A 14,876-nucleotide genomic window follows, 5' to 3' on the forward strand; every position below is an offset into this window, starting at 1 on the left:
TGTCGATCATCATATAATTCAAATTAGATTATGACCAACATCTTAAATCACGGGGCCGGCGGGTGCAAGAGCCGTGCGGCGTTATTGCCGCCGCAGGACTCTCGCGTCCAGGCTTACACAACGCAACTCACTCAAAAGAGACATTCATCATGGGGCTGTTAGACAACAAAGTGATATTGGTTACCGGCGCAACGTCCGGTATCGGCCGGGCAAGCGCCCTCCTGTTCGCCCGCGAAGGCGCCAAGGTGGCGCTGACCGGACGGCAGGCGGACGCCGGGCGCGACGTGGCCGAGCAGATCGGGCAGGCCGGCGGCAGCGCGCTGTTTATCCAGGCGGACCTGACGCAAACCGCCGCCATCACGGGCGTCATCGAGCGGGTGGTGGCCAAATACGGCCGGCTGGACGGAGCATTCAACAATGCCGGCGTAGCCGGTGGCGGCCCCATTGAAACCCTGGATGAAGCCCTATGGGATAAGATAATCGATACCAACCTCAAGGCCGCCTTTTTCTGCCTGCAGGCGGAAGTGGCGCAGATCAAGCGCCAGGGCGGCGGCGGCGCCATTGTGTTCAACGGTTCGGTGCTGGCCAGGATTGCCCTGCCAGGCACCTCCATCTACAGCGCCAGCAAAGGCGGCATCGTCTCGCTGGCGCAGGCCGCGGCCGTCGAGTTCGGCCCCGCCGGCATCCGCGTCAATTCCATTAACCCCTCCATCACCCGCACCCCGATGACCAACTCACGGATCGTCACCGATGACCAGGGCAAGGCGTCGCATCCCTTTGGCGCGGGCATCCCGCTCGGCCGCCTGGCGGAGCCGGAAGAAATGGCCGAGGCGGCGCTGTTCCTGCTATCCGACCGGTCCTCGTATATCACCGGCCAGGCGCTGGTGGTGGACGGCGGCCAAAGCGCGATGTAAACGGGCTGCAGCCAATGCGCCTGGCTTCAGGGCCATTATTGCCTGGACGCCGCCGCGCCGCGCGCGGCCGTATCCCGATGGGGGCGGTAGACATTTACCGCCGCCGCCAGACGCACCGTGCTGTGGGACAGCTCTTCGGCGGATTCGGCATAGCGCTCCACCATTTCCGCATTTTGGTGGGTCATGGTGTCAAGTTGGCCGATGGATTGGCTAATCAGGGTCAGGGCCTTGGTTTGTTCACCGGTCGACGTGCTGATTTCACCGATAAGCGTGGCGACCTGCCCGGCCTGCTGCACGATATTATCCATGGTGGCGCCGGCGTTGCGCACCAATTTGCTACCGTCCGCGATGCGATCCACGCTGGTTTCAATCAAGTCTTTAATTTCTTTGGCCGCCACGGACGAGCGCTGGGCCAAAAGCCGCACCTCGCCGGCCACCACCGCGAATCCGCGCCCCTGCTCGCCCGCGCGGGCCGCTTCCACGGCGGCGTTTAGCGCCAGGATATTGGTCTGGAACGCAATGCCTTCGATCACGGCGATAATATCGACGATGCGGCGGCTGGAATCGCTGATATCGCCCATGGTGGCGATCACCTGGTGCATCCGCGCCAGACCTTCTTCGGCGGCGCTGCTGCTCATCGCGGCCAGCGTGCGGGTTTCATTGACGCTATCGGCGCTGTTGCGCACGGTGGCCACCAGTTCCTCGGTGGCGCTGATAATCTGTTGCAAATTGTCGCCGGCCAGTTCCGTACGCATTTTCAGCTGCCGGTTGCCTACCGCGATTTCACCGCTGGCGGTATTGATTTCATTAATCTGGCCGCTGACGTCATCGGTCAAAGAACGCAGATTCAGTCCCATCTGATTAACGCTGCGCAGCAAATAGCCGATCTCATCCACCCGATTGAAATGCACATAGTCGCCGGCCTGGCACGAAGAGAGTCTTTGCGCCTGCGTCAGGATGGTGGCGACGGGCTTTTCAACCTGCCGGTAAAGCCAAAGCGCGCTCGCCAAAAAACCGCCCAGGGCTACGCCGCCCTGCGCCACAGGTCCCAGACCGAACGCCGCGGCGCTGGCCGGCGGCAGGGCCGCGGCCACCAGCAGCCCGGCGCGCAAGCGCCAGCGCAGCGGTAGTTTTTGCAGCAGCGACAGCGGGGAAAGCAGGCCGGTGCGCACCAACAGGCCGCGATAGAGCGCCAAATGCCGCCGTTTGGCTTTACCGGAATTAATGTCGTTATACAGCGCCGCCGCCTGCTTGATCTCCCCGGGGGTCGGAGCAATGCGCACGGACAGGTAGCCGGTGGCCTGCCCGTTATGGCAGACGGGCGTGGCGTTGGCGCGCACCCAATAAAAATCGCCGTTCCGGCGGCGATTTTTTACCAGCGCCGACCATGAATGCCCGGCGCGCAGCGTTTGCCACATATCCGCAAAGGCCGCGGCGGGCATATCCGGGTGTCGCACAATATTATGGGGCTGATTAACTAAATCCTGATAGTGATAACCGGAGGCATCCACAAATGCCGCGTTGGCATAAAATATATTGCCCTGTAAATCGGTTGCGGATTGTAATGTTGTTTCACTGTCAATCGAATACTCTTTTAGAGTAACCGGATTGTTAATTCTCATCTGCACCTCAATAATTGGCGAAAGAATAACGCGTAGCTTCAGGTCAATCGGCGGGATGAGCGAAAACTTTATTATTATTTGCGCCAATTCGTTTCTTTTGCTGCGGCGCTGAAATAAAAAATTAACTTGTTATTTCTTATTACAAAATAACTACTTTATTACAATAAATAAATAATGACTTCTGGCGACAAATGTTATTGTCATACCTGGTAAAATATAATAAGAAAATACTGAGGCTGCGACCATTATTTTAATGGCTTTATTCTTTTCCCCGTCGGTTTAGCAATAAGCGCATATAGCGCCTTGGCGGCGCGCCCAATAGCCGGCTGAACATGGTGGAAAAATTATTGGCGCGTTGATATCCCAGTTCCAGCGCAATGGCGGTGACGTTATGGCCGCGGGCGAGACGGTCCGCCGCCGTCATCACCCGCACATGATCGCGCCAGCGGGTAAAGGTCATACCGGCTTCCTTGATAAACAGGCGCGCCAGCGTTCTGGCGCTGCATGCCGAAATGGCGGCCAGGGCCTCAAGGGAAGCGTCGCTGCCCGGCTCCCGCTACAATAAGCGGGTAATATGCACCAACCGCCGGTCGCGGCCGGTGGGGATATACAGTGGGAACGCCGCGCCGCCGGCGGTTGGCGCCGCCCGCGGCGATGCCGTGTTGATTGTTACCCCTGAATTCAATCACGGCATTCCAGGCGTCCTGAAAAATACCCTGGACTGGTTATCCCGGCCGGCTTTTACCAGCTGCATGCAAGGTAAACCGGTGCTGTTTATCACCCTTTCGCCGGGCGCCCCTGCCTGAAATCGTTATTCCGCTGGTGGCGGGGAAAATCCAGGATAACCGGCTGACCGATGAAACCATGCGCGTATTCATTAAACGGGTTATGGATCGGTTATCGAACAAATCGACGCGTAAAGACAGGTCCCGGGTTGTATGACAATGGCGGCCCGGTTGTGCCGGCGCGCGGACAGCGGCCCGCCCCGAGGATGATCTGTTCGTCCGGCGCACATAATCCGCGCTGATATCTTTTGCTGCCGGCTGGAAGATGTTATATATCGGCAATGTTGTATGACATCTGATAAGAGCAGGGACCATGGCGATTAAAACCATTCAAAAACAAAATGTCGTTAACGCCGTTTTTGAGCAAATGAAGGGAAAACTGCTGGACGGCAGCTGGCCGCCGGGCTGTAAACTGCCGTCGGAATTGGAACTGACCCGGTCGTTTAACGTCAGCCGCGTGAGTATCCGCAGCGCGGTCCAGCGCCTGCGCGATTTAGGCGTGGTGCTGACCCAGCAGGGTAAAGGCACCTTTGTCGCCCAGAATCTCAACCAGGACAGCCTGCTGGATGCGCAAAAACCGATTATGCATCTCAGTCAGGAAGAATTTCTCGATATGATGGTGTTCAGGCAAACGGTGGAATTCAAATGTATGGAGCTGGCGGTAGTGAACGCCACGGCGGAGGATATACTCGCCCTGGAACAGGCGCTCAACCGTATGCTGATTAATAAAGACGACTATAAAAAATACTCCCAGGCGGATTTCGATTTTCATTTGGCCATCGCCAAGGCCTCGCAAAATAAAGTCTTTTATAAGGTCATGAAGTCGATAAAAGATATTTATTATTATTATCTGGAAGAGCTGAACCGCGCGCTGGGCATTACCCTTGAGAGCGTGGAAGCGCATATCAAGGTGTATATGGCGATTAAAAATCGCGACTCGTCCAAGGCGGTGGCGGTGCTTAATGAAGCCATGTCGGAAAACACGCTGGCCATCGAAAAGCTCAAAAACCGGCCCAGGCCCGTGGGCGCCCAGTGACGGCCGCCAACTTCTCCGCGTTACGCGCCATCCCGTCAGCCGGCAAAGGGTCATTTGCCGGCAATAGTTTGAACTATCCCTCAATTTAGGTCCGATAGACCGACATCCGTTTGAAATGCCGACTAAAATGTCATAACCCAATATATTCAACGGCATAATGATGCTGTAGTCACACCCTCTTATCGACGCCCCGGTGGCGGTTAATAACGATAACCGGCAGCGATGCTGCCTGGACTGAAAGGAGATACCCATGCAGGCGCCTGTTTTTCGCGGATTAAGGAATATACTCTTGCCCCTGGGGCTGGCCCTCGCCGCCAGCCTGACCCTGCCCGCCGTCGCGGCCCCTTTTACCAACGCCCCGGCCGCCAAAGCGGCCGCCGCCGCGCCGCAGCCGCCTGATATTTTATTCGGCGCGCTGTTTGCCGACGTTCAGCAGGCAAAAATTTATCCGGATCAAAAAACGTTTGCCGATGCCGTTCCCCGGCGTGAACCGGCGGCCATCCTGGCGGCCTATCAGCAGCAAAAACAACAGGCCGGTTTTGACCTCAAACGCTTTACCGATGCGGAATTCACTTTGCCCGCGGAAGGCGCCCCCTATCATCCCCCCGCCGGGCAAACCCTGCGCCAGCATATCGACGGGCTGTGGCCGGTCCTGACCCGCAGGTCCGATAGCGTCAAGCCCAATGATTCCCTGCTGCCCCTGCCGCAAAGATATGTCGTGCCCGGCGGCCGGTTCCGCGAAATTTATTATTGGGATAGTTACTTCACCATGCTCGGCCTGGCCGAAAGCGGCAACTGGGCGCTGGTAAAAAATATGACCGATAATTTCGCCCATGAGATCGATACCTATGGCCATATTCCCAACGGCAACCGCACCTATTACCTGAGCCGCTCCCAGCCGCCGTTTTTCGCTTTTATGGTGGCGCTGCTGGCCACCCATGAAGGCGAAAGCACCTATGCCCGCTACCTGCCCCAGTTAACCCGCGAGTACGATTATTGGATGCGCGGCGCCGACGGACTGGCCAAGGGCGCGGCCGCCGAGCGCGTGGTGCGCCTGGACGACGGCGGCCTGCTCAACCGCTACTGGGACGATCGCGACGTGCCGCGCACCGAATCCTATATGGAAGATATCACCACCGCCCGCCGGGCCAAGGGGCGGCCCGCGGCGCAGGTGTATCGCGATCTGCGCGCCGGCGCGGCCTCCGGCTGGGACTTCAGTTCCCGCTGGTTAAAAGATCCGCACGATCTCGCCACTATCCATACCACCGATATCGTGCCGGTGGATCTTAACGCCCTGCTTTACCAGCTGGAGCAGACGCTGTCCCGGGCCAGCAGGGCCGCCAACCGGCCGCGGGAGGCCGATCGTTACAAACGCCTGGCCGATGCGCGCGCCCAGGCGATCAACCGCTATTTATGGAACGCCCAGGACGGCTATTACACCGACTATGATTGGCGGGCGAAAGCCATTACCCGGCCGATTACGGCCGCCGCGGTATTCCCGCTGTTCGTGCGCATCGCCCCGCGCGATCGCGCCGTCAGCACCGCCCAGGCGGTACGCAGCCAGTTGCTCAAAGAGGGCGGCCTGACCACCTCCACCATCAACACCGGGCAGCAGTGGGACGCGCCCAACGGCTGGGCGCCGCTGCAATGGGTGGCGGTGGCGGGCTTGCATAATTACGGCCAGGACGCCCTGGCGCAGTCCATCGGCACCCGTTTTTTGACCAACGTGCAGCGGCTGTATGACGCCCAGCAAAAGCTGGTGGAAAAATACGTGGTTGAAGGCCAGGGGCTGGGGGGCGGCGGCGGCGGCGAATATGCGCTGCAGGACGGCTTCGGCTGGACCAACGGCGTCACCCTCAAGCTGCTGGATCGCTATTGCGGCGCCATGCCGACCTGCAAAATCGCCGATAAAACGGCGGCGCAGCCGGCGGCCGCGCGCTGATAGACCCAGTGGCCGGGGTTACCCGGCCACTGGCGTCCCGGCGGATGCCATCGCCGGGACGCCAGGGCTGCCGCTGATTTTCCCCGCGTCATATTTCCCGGTTCTTCCCGATTATGCGCTAAGCTTCTTCTGGTCCACGATAAACGCGCCGACGCATCGCCGCCGCGGTTCATTCGCCTGGATTTCGCTTTTCGCCCGTATAAGGTTTAGCCATGACTTCACAGCGCCGCCCGCCTACCGTTCCACCCGCCCCCGCGCCGGATTCCGGCCTGCCCGACGCCTCGCCCGCGCCTACGTTCACAGGTTTCGTCAAGGTGCGCGGCGCCCGCGAGCACAACCTGCACAACGTCGACGTGGATATTCCCCGGGATGCGCTGGTGGTATTTACCGGCGTGTCCGGCTCGGGCAAGTCGTCGCTGGCGTTTTCAACCCTTTATGCCGAGGCGCAGCGGCGTTATTTCGAGTCGGTGGCGCCTTATGCGCGGCGGTTGATCGATCAGGCCGGCGCGCCGGACGTGGATTCCATTGACGGACTGCCTCCCGCCGTGGCGCTACAGCAACAGCGCGGCACGCCCAGCACCCGTTCGTCGGTGGGCAGCGTCACCACCTTATCGAGCCTGGTGCGCATGCTCTACTCGCGCGCCGGCCTATACCCGCCGGGCCAGCCGATGCTGTACGCGGAAGATTTTTCGCCGAATTTGCCCCAGGGAGCCTGCCCGCATTGCCACGGACTGGGGCGTATCTACGACGTCACCGAACGGCTGATGGTGCCCGACGATGCGCTGAGCATCCGCCAGCGCGCCGTGGCGGCCTGGCCGCCGGCGTGGCAGGGGCAGAACCTGCGCGATATTCTGGTCACCCTGGGGTATGACGTGGATAAGCCCTGGCGCGATCTGCCCAAACAACAGCGGGATTGGATTTTGTTTACCGAAGAAACCCCTACCGTGCCGGTTTATGCCGGCCTGACGCCGGCGCAAACACGGCGGGCGTTCAAGCAGAAACTGGAACCGAGTTATCAGGGCACCTTTACCGGCGCCCGGCGCTATGTGCTGCATACCTTCGCCAAATCCCAAAGCGCGCTGATGAAAAAGCGCGTATCGCGGTTTATGCGGGGCAGCCCGTGCCCGGAGTGCGACGGCAAACGCTTAAAGCGCGCGGCGCTGGCCGTCACGTTCGCCGGGTTGGATATCGGCGAGCTATCCCGGCTGCCGCTGCTGCGGCTGGCGCAGGTATTGCGGCCGGTGGCTGACGGCCTCCCCGCCGGCGATAACGCCGGGCGGAACCAAGGGGGCGATACGCTGGATCGGCAGCAAAGCCAGGCGGCGCGCCGGCAACGCGCGGCCCTGGGCGGTTCGGCGCATCGGGGCGCGCCGGACGTCAGGCTCACTCCCGCATTATCCATCGAGAAACGTCTCGCCGCCCAGCGCATCGCGCAAAATTTGCTGGCCCGCGTGGCGATCCTGACGGATCTCGGGCTGGGCTATCTGTCCCTGGAGCGCGGCACCCCCACCCTTTCCTCCGGCGAATTGCAGCGGCTGCGGCTGGCCACCCAGCTGGGGTCGCAGCTATTTGGGGTAATCTATGTCCTGGACGAACCGTCCGCCGGCCTGCATCCCGCGGACGGCGAAGCGCTGTTCGCCGCCCTGCAAGGGCTCAAGGCGGCGGGTAATTCCCTGTTTGTGGTCGAGCACGATCTCGATACCATGCGCCGGGCCGACTGGCTGGTGGATGTCGGCCCGGCGGCGGGGGAACACGGCGGCCATATCCTCTACAGCGGCCCCCCCGCCGGACTGGCGGCCATCGAAAACTCGCAAACCCGCCGCTATCTGTTTGCCGCGCCGGCGCCGTCCGCACGAGCGCGACGCACACCGGCCGGCTGGCTGAAGCTTGCCGCCGTGACCCGCAATAATCTGCATAACCTCAGCGCGGAATTTCCGCTGGGTTGTTTTACCGCCGTCACCGGCATTTCCGGGTCGGGCAAATCAAGCCTGGTCAGCCAGGCGCTGCTGGAACTGGTGGGCGAGCGGCTGGGCCGGCCCGTCGACGGCGCCGAGCTGGACGATCCGCTGCCGGATGCGGATTTACCGCCGGCCGCTACCGGTCATATTACCGCCGGGCTGGAATCCATCGCCCGGTTGGTGCAGGTGGATCAAAAACCCATCGGCCGCACCCCGCGCTCCAATCTGGCCACCTATACGGGGTTGTTCGACGGCGTGCGCAAGCTCTTCGCGGCCACGCCGGAGGCCAGGCGGCGGCGCTACGATGCCGGCCAGTTTTCGTTTAACGTCGCCAAAGGGCGCTGCCCCATCTGCGAAGGGGAAGGTTTCGTCAGCGTTGAACTGCTGTTTATGCCCAGCGTCTATGCCCCTTGCCCCACCTGCCACGGCGCGCGTTACCGCCCTGAAACCCTGGCGGTGACCTGGCAGGGACTGACCATTGCCCAGGTTCTGGCCCTTACGGTGGAGGATGCCGTCGAGGTATTTGGCGGCCAGCCGGGCATAATGCGATCCCTGCGGCTGCTGCACGATATCGGGCTGGGCTACCTGCGCCTGGGCCAGCCGGCCACCGAGCTGTCGGGGGGCGAAGCCCAGCGGATCAAACTGGCCACCGAGCTGCAGCGCGCCCAGCGCGGGGCGACGCTATACGTATTGGACGAACCGTCCACCGGTCTGCATCCGGCCGATGTCGATCGGTTGCTGACCCAGCTCAACGCCCTGGTGGACGCGGGCAATAGCGTGATCGTGGTGGAACACGACATGCGCATCGTCGCCCAGAGCGATTGGACCATCGATATCGGACCGGGCGCCGGCGACCAGGGCGGGTCGATTGTGGCCGCCGGCACGCCGGAAAGCGTGGCCCGGGTCCAAAAAAGCCGCACCGCGCCGTTTTTACGCAGGGAGCTGGGCGGCTGACGGCGGGCGCGCCGTATTTGCCAGGGCCGGCGATGCATGACGCGGTAAAAAATGGCCTTAATTTCGTCGCGCCACGGCTCGAAAAACGCTTATTCTGTAGGCCGGTCCCCACCATAAGCGAGCGCATCCATGCTGTTTGATCTACCCGATGACGAAACGCTGTACCACGCTTTACTCGCCCGCGACCCGGCCTATGACGGTTTCGCTTTCGTAGGCGTGACCAGCACCGGCGTATTTTGCCGCCTGACGTGCGCCGCGCGCAAACCCAAACGCGAGCACAGCGTGTTTTTCCCTTCCATCGCCGAAGCGCTGGCGGCGGGCTTCCGGCCCTGCAAACGCTGCCATCCGCTATTGCCCACCGGAGAAAAAGACCCGACGATCGTCAACCTGCTGGCCGCCCTGGATAACGATCCGGATAAGCGCTGGTCGGAAGAGACGCTGGTCGGGATGCAATACGACCCTTCTACGGTGCGCCGCCTGTTCAAGCGCCGCTTCGGCATCACTTTCCTGGATATGGCGCGGATGCGCAGATTGGGCAAGGGGCTGGAGGTCCTGACCGGCGGGGCGAAAATCATCGATGCGCAGCTGGAAGCCCATTATGAATCCGGCAGCGGGTTTCGCGAGGCCATCGCCCGGCATATCGGCATCAACCCCAGCCAGGCCAGATCGCACCGGTTCCTGCGCGCCGACTGGCTGGATACCCCCATTGGATCGATGCTGGCGGTGGCCGACGGCCATGCGCTATGCCTGCTGGAATTTTTTGACCGCAAGGCCCTGCCCGCCGAGCTGACCCGCCTGAAAAACGCCACCGCATCGGAAATCATCATGGGCCGCACGGCGCCCATCGATCGGGTGGAGGGGGAATTGCGCGACTATTTTGCCGGCCGGCGGCAACATTTCACCACGCCGCTGGCCGAATTCGGTTCGGCATTTACCCGCGGCGTCTGGGAAGCGCTCAGGGCCATCCCCTCCGGCGAGGTGCGCAGCTATTCGGCCATCGGCGCGGCGATAGGCCGGCCTACCGCGTCGCGGGCGGTGGCCCGGGCCAACGGCGCCAACCAGATTGCCATCCTGATCCCCTGCCACCGGGTGATTGGCGCCGACGGTTCCCTGACGGGCTACGGCGGCGGGTTATGGCGTAAACAATGGCTGATTGAACACGAGCGGCGCATGGCCGCCGGCGCCGGCGGATTATAACGGCTCCCGCGCATCGCTCCATTTCAGCAGGCTATCGAGCACCGGGCATAATGACTGGCCCCAATCGGTCAGGCGGTATTCCACTTTAGGGGGAACCTGCGGATAAACGGTGCGCATCACCACCCCCTCTTTTTCCAGCTGCCGCAGCTGCTGGATCAGCATTTTTTGCGATACCGCCGGGATCGCCTGTTCCAGTTGCGAAAACCGCAGGATCTTGCCGCCGAACAGCTGGAACAGAATCAATAGCTTCCAGCGCCCCTCCAGGATTTTTAAGGTTTGTTCCACCGCCGCGGCCGCCGCCTCGGGGGTGGAATACTTACTTTCGGGTATGTCGCCGACTTTTTGGTGCGTACTTGTCATTTTATGACCTCAAGATTAAGCTCTGCCCTATTCTAGCCCGGCCTCGGCGCAGGTCACCAAAATTCACCCGTCCGGTGCGGTTTTGCGCGTCCGGCGGCTCCGGCGCCCACCTTCAGGAGATAATCCCATGACATTTCACTTAGGGCTGACGGGCCGCCGCGCCGTGGTCACCGGCGGTACCAAAGGCATCGGCGCGGCGGTGGCGGCGCTTCTGCGCGACAACGGCGTCGACGTATTAACCACCGCCCGCGCGGCGCCCGCGGCCCCCCTGGACGGAGTGCGTTATGTCCCGGCCGATATGACCACGGCCCGGGGCTGCGCCGAAGCGGCGCAGGCGGCGCAACGGCAGCTCGGCGGCGTGGATATCATTGTTAACGTATTGGGGGGGTCGTCGGCGCCCGGGGGCGGATTCGCGGTGCTTGATGACGATATCTGGCAGCAGGAAATCAATCTTAATCTGCTGGCGGCGGTACGGCTCGACCGGGCGTTATTGCCGGCGATGATCGCCCAAGGCCGCGGGGTGATTATCCACGTTACCTCCATCCAGCACGATCTGCCGCTGCCGGAATCCACCACGGCCTATGCCGCGGCCAAAGCGGCGCTGTCCACCTACAGTAAAAGCCTGTCCAAAGAAGTCGCCGGCCAGGGGATACGGGTAGTGCGGGTGTCCCCCGGCTGGGTGGAGACCGAAGCCGCGGTCGCCATGGCGCGGCGGCTGGCGACCCAGGCGGGCACCGATTACGCCGGGGGCAAGAAAATCATTATGGACGCGCTGGGCGGCATCCCCCTGGGACGCCCGGCCAAACCGGCGGAAGTGGCCGATTTGATCGGGTTCCTGGTGTCGGATCGGGCCAGCGCCATTACCGGCACCGAATACATTATCGATGGCGGGACGATCCCGACCGCCTGAGGATCGCGGCGGCCGGCGGCGGCTATTGCCCGCGGCTCAAATAGCGATACACCACGGCGATATCCTGCTCGCCGAGGCCGACGTCCACGGCGCGCCGCCAGACGTCGGCTATGGCGCGCAGTCCCGGCATTTGGCTGGTGCGGGCGGCGTCGAGGGCCAGATTGGCGTCCTTCAGGGCCAACGCGAGCTGCATCTGCGGCTCATAATTATCCGCTTTAATCATCTCCAGCTTGTTTTTCACATACGGGGCCGCCAGCGGGCCGCCGTCCAGCACGTCCCAGAAATCGGCGGGAGAAAAGCCCAACTCCTGAGCCAGCTGAACGCTTTCGGACATGCCCTGCACCATTGAAATCAGCCAGGCGTTGACCACCAGCTTCATGCGCGAACCGCCGCCGGCCCCGCCAAACCATTTAGTGCCTTTGGCAATGGCGCCGAACACCGGCTCGATGGCGGCGGCGCGGGACCGATCGCCGCTGGCCAGCACCGTAATCAGCGCGTTTTCGGCCGGGGCCTTGGTGCCGGAGACCGGCGCGTCCAAAAACACGATATCGGCGCGGGCGGCGGTGATGGCCCCGGCCAGCCGGTCGGTGGCATCCAGGCCGATGGTGCCCATTTGCGCAATTATCGCCCCGCGGTCCAGCGCCGGCACAATACCCTGCGGGCCGGTTATCACCGCCTCGGTAACGGCGGCATCGGGCAGCATCACCAGCACCACCGCGGCGCCGGTTACCGCTTCATTAGGGGTATCGCATAAAATCAAACCGGCCGCGGCCAGGTCTTCGCCCCGCCGGCGGGTGCGGTTCCACCCCCGGACGGTAAAGCCTTTTTTAATCAGATTGGCCGCGAAAGCATGACCCATGGCGCCTAATCCAAGCACCGCGACGACGGGAAGCGTATTCATTAATGTGGTCCTTATATGTGACATATTTAAAGTCATGGGCAATGGGGGCGCCCGGCGTGACAACAGGCCGGACTTTAATTATGCTGCTGTCAACGGGGATAGTCCCCATTATCATGATGCCGAATGAAGCCGCCGCCGATGCCCGAACTGTCCGTACCGTTTATTAATACCTTACTGCTGGCCCTGCTGGGAATCCGCCTGGGTCTCCGGCACCGGCGCAACCTTAGCGACGTGCGCCGGGTGCTGGTATTTATTGCCGCCTGCGCCCTCTGCACGCTGCTGGTGGGATTGCGCTGGCGCGGCGGCGAAGCGCTGGCGGCGCACTGCCAGCCTCTGGCGGCCTCCCTGCTGCCCGTTATCTGCTGGCGCTGCTTCCAGCCGGGTCGCGCTGATACCCGCACATTGCCCGGCTTTAATTATGCGCATTATGCGCATCTGTTACCCCCCGCCATCGCTGGCGTGGTAATGATCGGCGGCAACGCGCTGCCCTGGCCGCTGCTGGATATAACCCTATGGGCCATCTATATGGGTTACGGCCTGGCTCTGCTGTTTCCCTGGCTGCGGCATCCCGCGTTGCGCAAGGGACGGTCCGCGGGCGGCGCAATCGGGCAACAAGCGGCCGCGGGCGGCATTCTGCTGCTGTGCGGATCGCTGGATGCCCTGGTGGCGCTGGATTTTGCCCTGGGCCAGGGCAAACATGCGGTTTACCTGGTGGCCTGCGCCAATCTGCTGTTATTGCTGGCTCTAGCCGCCGTCATAACCCGCGCCGGCGTTGGCGCGCCAGAAATAATCTCCCCCGGCGGGAACGCCGCAGCGCCAGGCCCCTCCCCGGATGCCGATGATTTGCAACGGGCCGGGCGCTTCGATCGGTTGATGCGCGAAGAGCGGCTGTTCGCCGTCCCCGATCTGGACATCATTACGCTGGCAAGACGCCTGGGTCTGCCGGTGCGCCAACTGTCGGCGGCGATCAATCTGGTGCATGGCCGCAATATCTCCCAGATCGTCAACGAATATCGCATTAACGAAGCGGCCAGGCTGCTCAGCACCACCGACGGCAGGATTACCGATATTATGTTCGCCAGCGGCTTCCAGACAAAATCCAACTTTAACCGCGAATTTCGCCGGGTGACCGGCGTCAATCCCAGTGAATACCGTAACACCGCCAGAACGCGGGTTCAACCCGGCCGGCAACCGGATATCAGCGCCATACCCCAGCCAGAAAATCCCTAATAAGCGTAGCCGTTTGCTTATGAATGATCTGCCGGTTACGTATTACCGGCCCGGATGGGGAGTCGGATGGAAGCCCGGAATAACGCGTGCCGCCATCGCGGCAGATTATGCCTTCTCCCGGTTCTTCACGCTCTATCATGTCCGCGCCGCCGGGTTTGCACACCGACATAAAACTGAAATGCGTGGCATCGCTGATTTCCACGTAGCGGGTGGTTGCCGCCGGCAGCCGCTGCGCCAAGGCATGGGATTCCAAAGCGGCAGGGAGGTCCGCCGACGGCGCGCCGGCAGCGATGATCAGCACCGGTAGCGTAATGCCGCCCAGGCTGGCGGCGCTGAACCCGCGGGTTAAGCCTGAATCCAGCGTCACGATCGCCCCTACCCGCTTATCTCGCCAATTCATGGCCAACCGCTGTGTTAGCGTCGCGGAGCCGCCGGCGGCGATTTGCTGATAAACCCGGCAGGAAGCCAGAATCGGATGTAACCGGCAATCTTGCGCGAATAAGCCGGGGTCGAAACGCGCCCCGGCAAGTTCCAGTGCCGTCCACCCCCCCATCGAATGTCCGATTACTGCAATTTTATCTACCGCCACCGCGCCAAAACGATCCGGACGGGTGGTGACCGCGTCGATAACCCGGCTGATATCCCCCGGCCTTCGCCATAATTGCGCGGCCAGCGCCGGGTCGCGATTGTCGGTGGTAGTGCCGGGATGGTTCGGGGCGGCGACGATATAGCCTTGGCTGGCCAGTTCGCCGGCCAGCCAGAGCTGGTTACGCCAGTTGCCGCCAAAGCCGTGGGAAATCACCGCCAGCGGATGTCGTCCGGGACGTGGCCGGGCATCCACCGCCACGGCCATGCCGACAAATACCGCATTATCCCCCACCAGCCGCGGCGTACCTTCGCCGTACGCGGGGTACCAGACCGCCATGTCGATGGCGGGATAACCGTCCTTGGCCGGAAGTACGGACAGATTGAATCCCACCGCGGCCGCGTCGGTTTGCGCCACCGCGCCTAAGGGAATCACGCACAGGGAAAGCGGGATAAGCATTGCATACAACCATCTCATTATT

The 14,876-nt window shown here is 62.0% G+C and carries 13 protein-coding genes; 8 read left to right on the top strand and 5 right to left on the bottom strand.

Features of this window, described 5'->3' with window-relative positions:
• Window positions 1–149: 149 nt before the first annotated feature.
• Entirely contained in the window at window positions 150–914 is a 765-nt protein-coding gene (locus tag ACL2XP_RS16900) for an SDR family NAD(P)-dependent oxidoreductase (protein ID WP_413734046.1), read from the top strand.
• A 35-nt stretch (window positions 915–949) separates the two neighbouring features.
• On the opposite strand, the gene ACL2XP_RS16905 is transcribed toward ACL2XP_RS16900, so the two are convergent.
• Both ACL2XP_RS16905 and ACL2XP_RS16910 read right to left on the bottom strand, forming a co-directional pair.
• Entirely contained in the window at window positions 950–2,536 is a 1,587-nt protein-coding gene (locus tag ACL2XP_RS16905) for a methyl-accepting chemotaxis protein (protein WP_413734048.1), read from the bottom strand.
• A 259-nt stretch (window positions 2,537–2,795) separates the two neighbouring features.
• On the bottom strand, window positions 2,796–3,059 hold the full coding sequence (locus tag ACL2XP_RS16910; protein ID WP_413739198.1) for a helix-turn-helix domain-containing protein: 264 nt from the start codon (window positions 3,057–3,059) through the stop codon (window positions 2,796–2,798).
• Between ACL2XP_RS16910 and ACL2XP_RS16915 the strand changes: the two genes are divergently transcribed.
• The 5 genes from ACL2XP_RS16915 to ACL2XP_RS16935 all read left to right on the top strand — a co-directional run bounded on the left by ACL2XP_RS16915 (window position 3,007) and on the right by ACL2XP_RS16935 (window position 10,408).
• Entirely contained in the window at window positions 3,007–3,342 is a 336-nt protein-coding gene (locus ACL2XP_RS16915) for an NADPH-dependent FMN reductase (RefSeq protein WP_413734050.1), read from the top strand. The two genes, ACL2XP_RS16910 and ACL2XP_RS16915, sit on opposite strands and share 53 nt — an antisense overlap.
• Window positions 3,343–3,634: 292 nt before the next feature.
• Entirely contained in the window at window positions 3,635–4,357 is a 723-nt protein-coding gene (locus ACL2XP_RS16920) for a FadR/GntR family transcriptional regulator (RefSeq protein WP_413734052.1), read from the top strand.
• Window positions 4,358–4,607: 250 nt separating this feature from the next.
• Window positions 4,608–6,299 carry an alpha,alpha-trehalase TreA gene (gene treA, locus ACL2XP_RS16925; protein ID WP_413734054.1) on the top strand — a complete coding sequence of 564 codons (1,692 nt, stop codon included), beginning with the start codon at window positions 4,608–4,610 and terminating at the stop codon, window positions 6,297–6,299.
• 212 nt (window positions 6,300–6,511) lie between these two features.
• Window positions 6,512–9,211 (top strand): excinuclease ABC subunit A, encoded by a 2,700-nt coding sequence (locus ACL2XP_RS16930; protein ID WP_413734055.1) that lies wholly within the window; start codon window positions 6,512–6,514, stop codon window positions 9,209–9,211.
• 129 nt (window positions 9,212–9,340) lie between these two features.
• The gene (locus ACL2XP_RS16935) at window positions 9,341–10,408 is read left to right on the top strand and encodes a bifunctional transcriptional activator/DNA repair enzyme AdaA (RefSeq protein ID WP_413734057.1); all 1,068 of its coding nucleotides are present in this window, start codon (window positions 9,341–9,343) and stop codon (window positions 10,406–10,408) included.
• On the opposite strand, the gene ACL2XP_RS16940 is transcribed toward ACL2XP_RS16935, so the two are convergent.
• On the bottom strand, window positions 10,403–10,768 hold the full coding sequence (locus tag ACL2XP_RS16940; protein WP_413734058.1) for a winged helix-turn-helix transcriptional regulator: 366 nt from the start codon (window positions 10,766–10,768) through the stop codon (window positions 10,403–10,405). The two genes, ACL2XP_RS16935 and ACL2XP_RS16940, sit on opposite strands and share 6 nt — an antisense overlap.
• Before the next feature lie 127 nt (window positions 10,769–10,895).
• On the opposite strand from ACL2XP_RS16940, the gene ACL2XP_RS16945 reads away from it, so the two are divergent.
• Window positions 10,896–11,678: an SDR family oxidoreductase gene (locus ACL2XP_RS16945; protein ID WP_413734059.1), complete on the top strand. Its 783-nt coding sequence runs from the start codon at window positions 10,896–10,898 to the stop codon at window positions 11,676–11,678.
• Window positions 11,679–11,700: 22 nt separating this feature from the next.
• Here ACL2XP_RS16945 and ACL2XP_RS16950 read toward each other — a convergent pair whose 3' ends face one another.
• A complete protein-coding gene (locus tag ACL2XP_RS16950) occupies window positions 11,701–12,579 on the bottom strand; it encodes an NAD(P)-dependent oxidoreductase (protein WP_413734060.1) in 879 nt (292 codons plus the stop codon).
• A gap of 123 nt (window positions 12,580–12,702) precedes the next feature.
• Between ACL2XP_RS16950 and ACL2XP_RS16955 the strand changes: the two genes are divergently transcribed.
• Window positions 12,703–13,809: a helix-turn-helix domain-containing protein gene (locus ACL2XP_RS16955; protein WP_413734061.1), complete on the top strand. Its 1,107-nt coding sequence runs from the start codon at window positions 12,703–12,705 to the stop codon at window positions 13,807–13,809.
• Here ACL2XP_RS16955 and ACL2XP_RS16960 read toward each other — a convergent pair.
• The gene (locus ACL2XP_RS16960; RefSeq protein ID WP_413734063.1) at window positions 13,778–14,872 is read right to left on the bottom strand and encodes an alpha/beta hydrolase family protein; all 1,095 of its coding nucleotides are present in this window, start codon (window positions 14,870–14,872) and stop codon (window positions 13,778–13,780) included. The genes ACL2XP_RS16955 and ACL2XP_RS16960 overlap by 32 nt on opposite strands.
• Window positions 14,873–14,876 lie beyond the last annotated feature (4 nt).

Source organism: Sodalis sp. RH21, assembly GCF_047324175.1.
Classification (GTDB): domain Bacteria; phylum Pseudomonadota; class Gammaproteobacteria; order Enterobacterales; family Enterobacteriaceae; genus Acerihabitans.

Bases quoted from the DNA above. Each gene is read 5' to 3' on its own strand.
- ACL2XP_RS16945 (WP_413734059.1), top strand. From the start codon at position 10,896: ATGACATTTCACTTAGGGCTGACGGGCCGCCGCGCCGTGGTCACCGGC.
- ACL2XP_RS16905 (WP_413734048.1), bottom strand. From the start codon at position 2,536: ATGAGAATTAACAATCCGGTTACTCTAAAAGAGTATTCGATTGACAGT.
- ACL2XP_RS16930 (WP_413734055.1), top strand. From the start codon at position 6,512: ATGACTTCACAGCGCCGCCCGCCTACCGTTCCACCCGCCCCCGCGCCG.
- ACL2XP_RS16935 (WP_413734057.1), top strand. From the start codon at position 9,341: ATGCTGTTTGATCTACCCGATGACGAAACGCTGTACCACGCTTTACTC.
- treA (WP_413734054.1), top strand. From the start codon at position 4,608: ATGCAGGCGCCTGTTTTTCGCGGATTAAGGAATATACTCTTGCCCCTG.
- ACL2XP_RS16920 (WP_413734052.1), top strand. From the start codon at position 3,635: ATGGCGATTAAAACCATTCAAAAACAAAATGTCGTTAACGCCGTTTTT.
- ACL2XP_RS16960 (WP_413734063.1), bottom strand. From the start codon at position 14,872: ATGAGATGGTTGTATGCAATGCTTATCCCGCTTTCCCTGTGCGTGATT.
- ACL2XP_RS16940 (WP_413734058.1), bottom strand. From the start codon at position 10,768: ATGACAAGTACGCACCAAAAAGTCGGCGACATACCCGAAAGTAAGTAT.
- ACL2XP_RS16900 (WP_413734046.1), top strand. From the start codon at position 150: ATGGGGCTGTTAGACAACAAAGTGATATTGGTTACCGGCGCAACGTCC.
- ACL2XP_RS16955 (WP_413734061.1), top strand. From the start codon at position 12,703: ATGAAGCCGCCGCCGATGCCCGAACTGTCCGTACCGTTTATTAATACC.
- ACL2XP_RS16950 (WP_413734060.1), bottom strand. From the start codon at position 12,579: ATGAATACGCTTCCCGTCGTCGCGGTGCTTGGATTAGGCGCCATGGGT.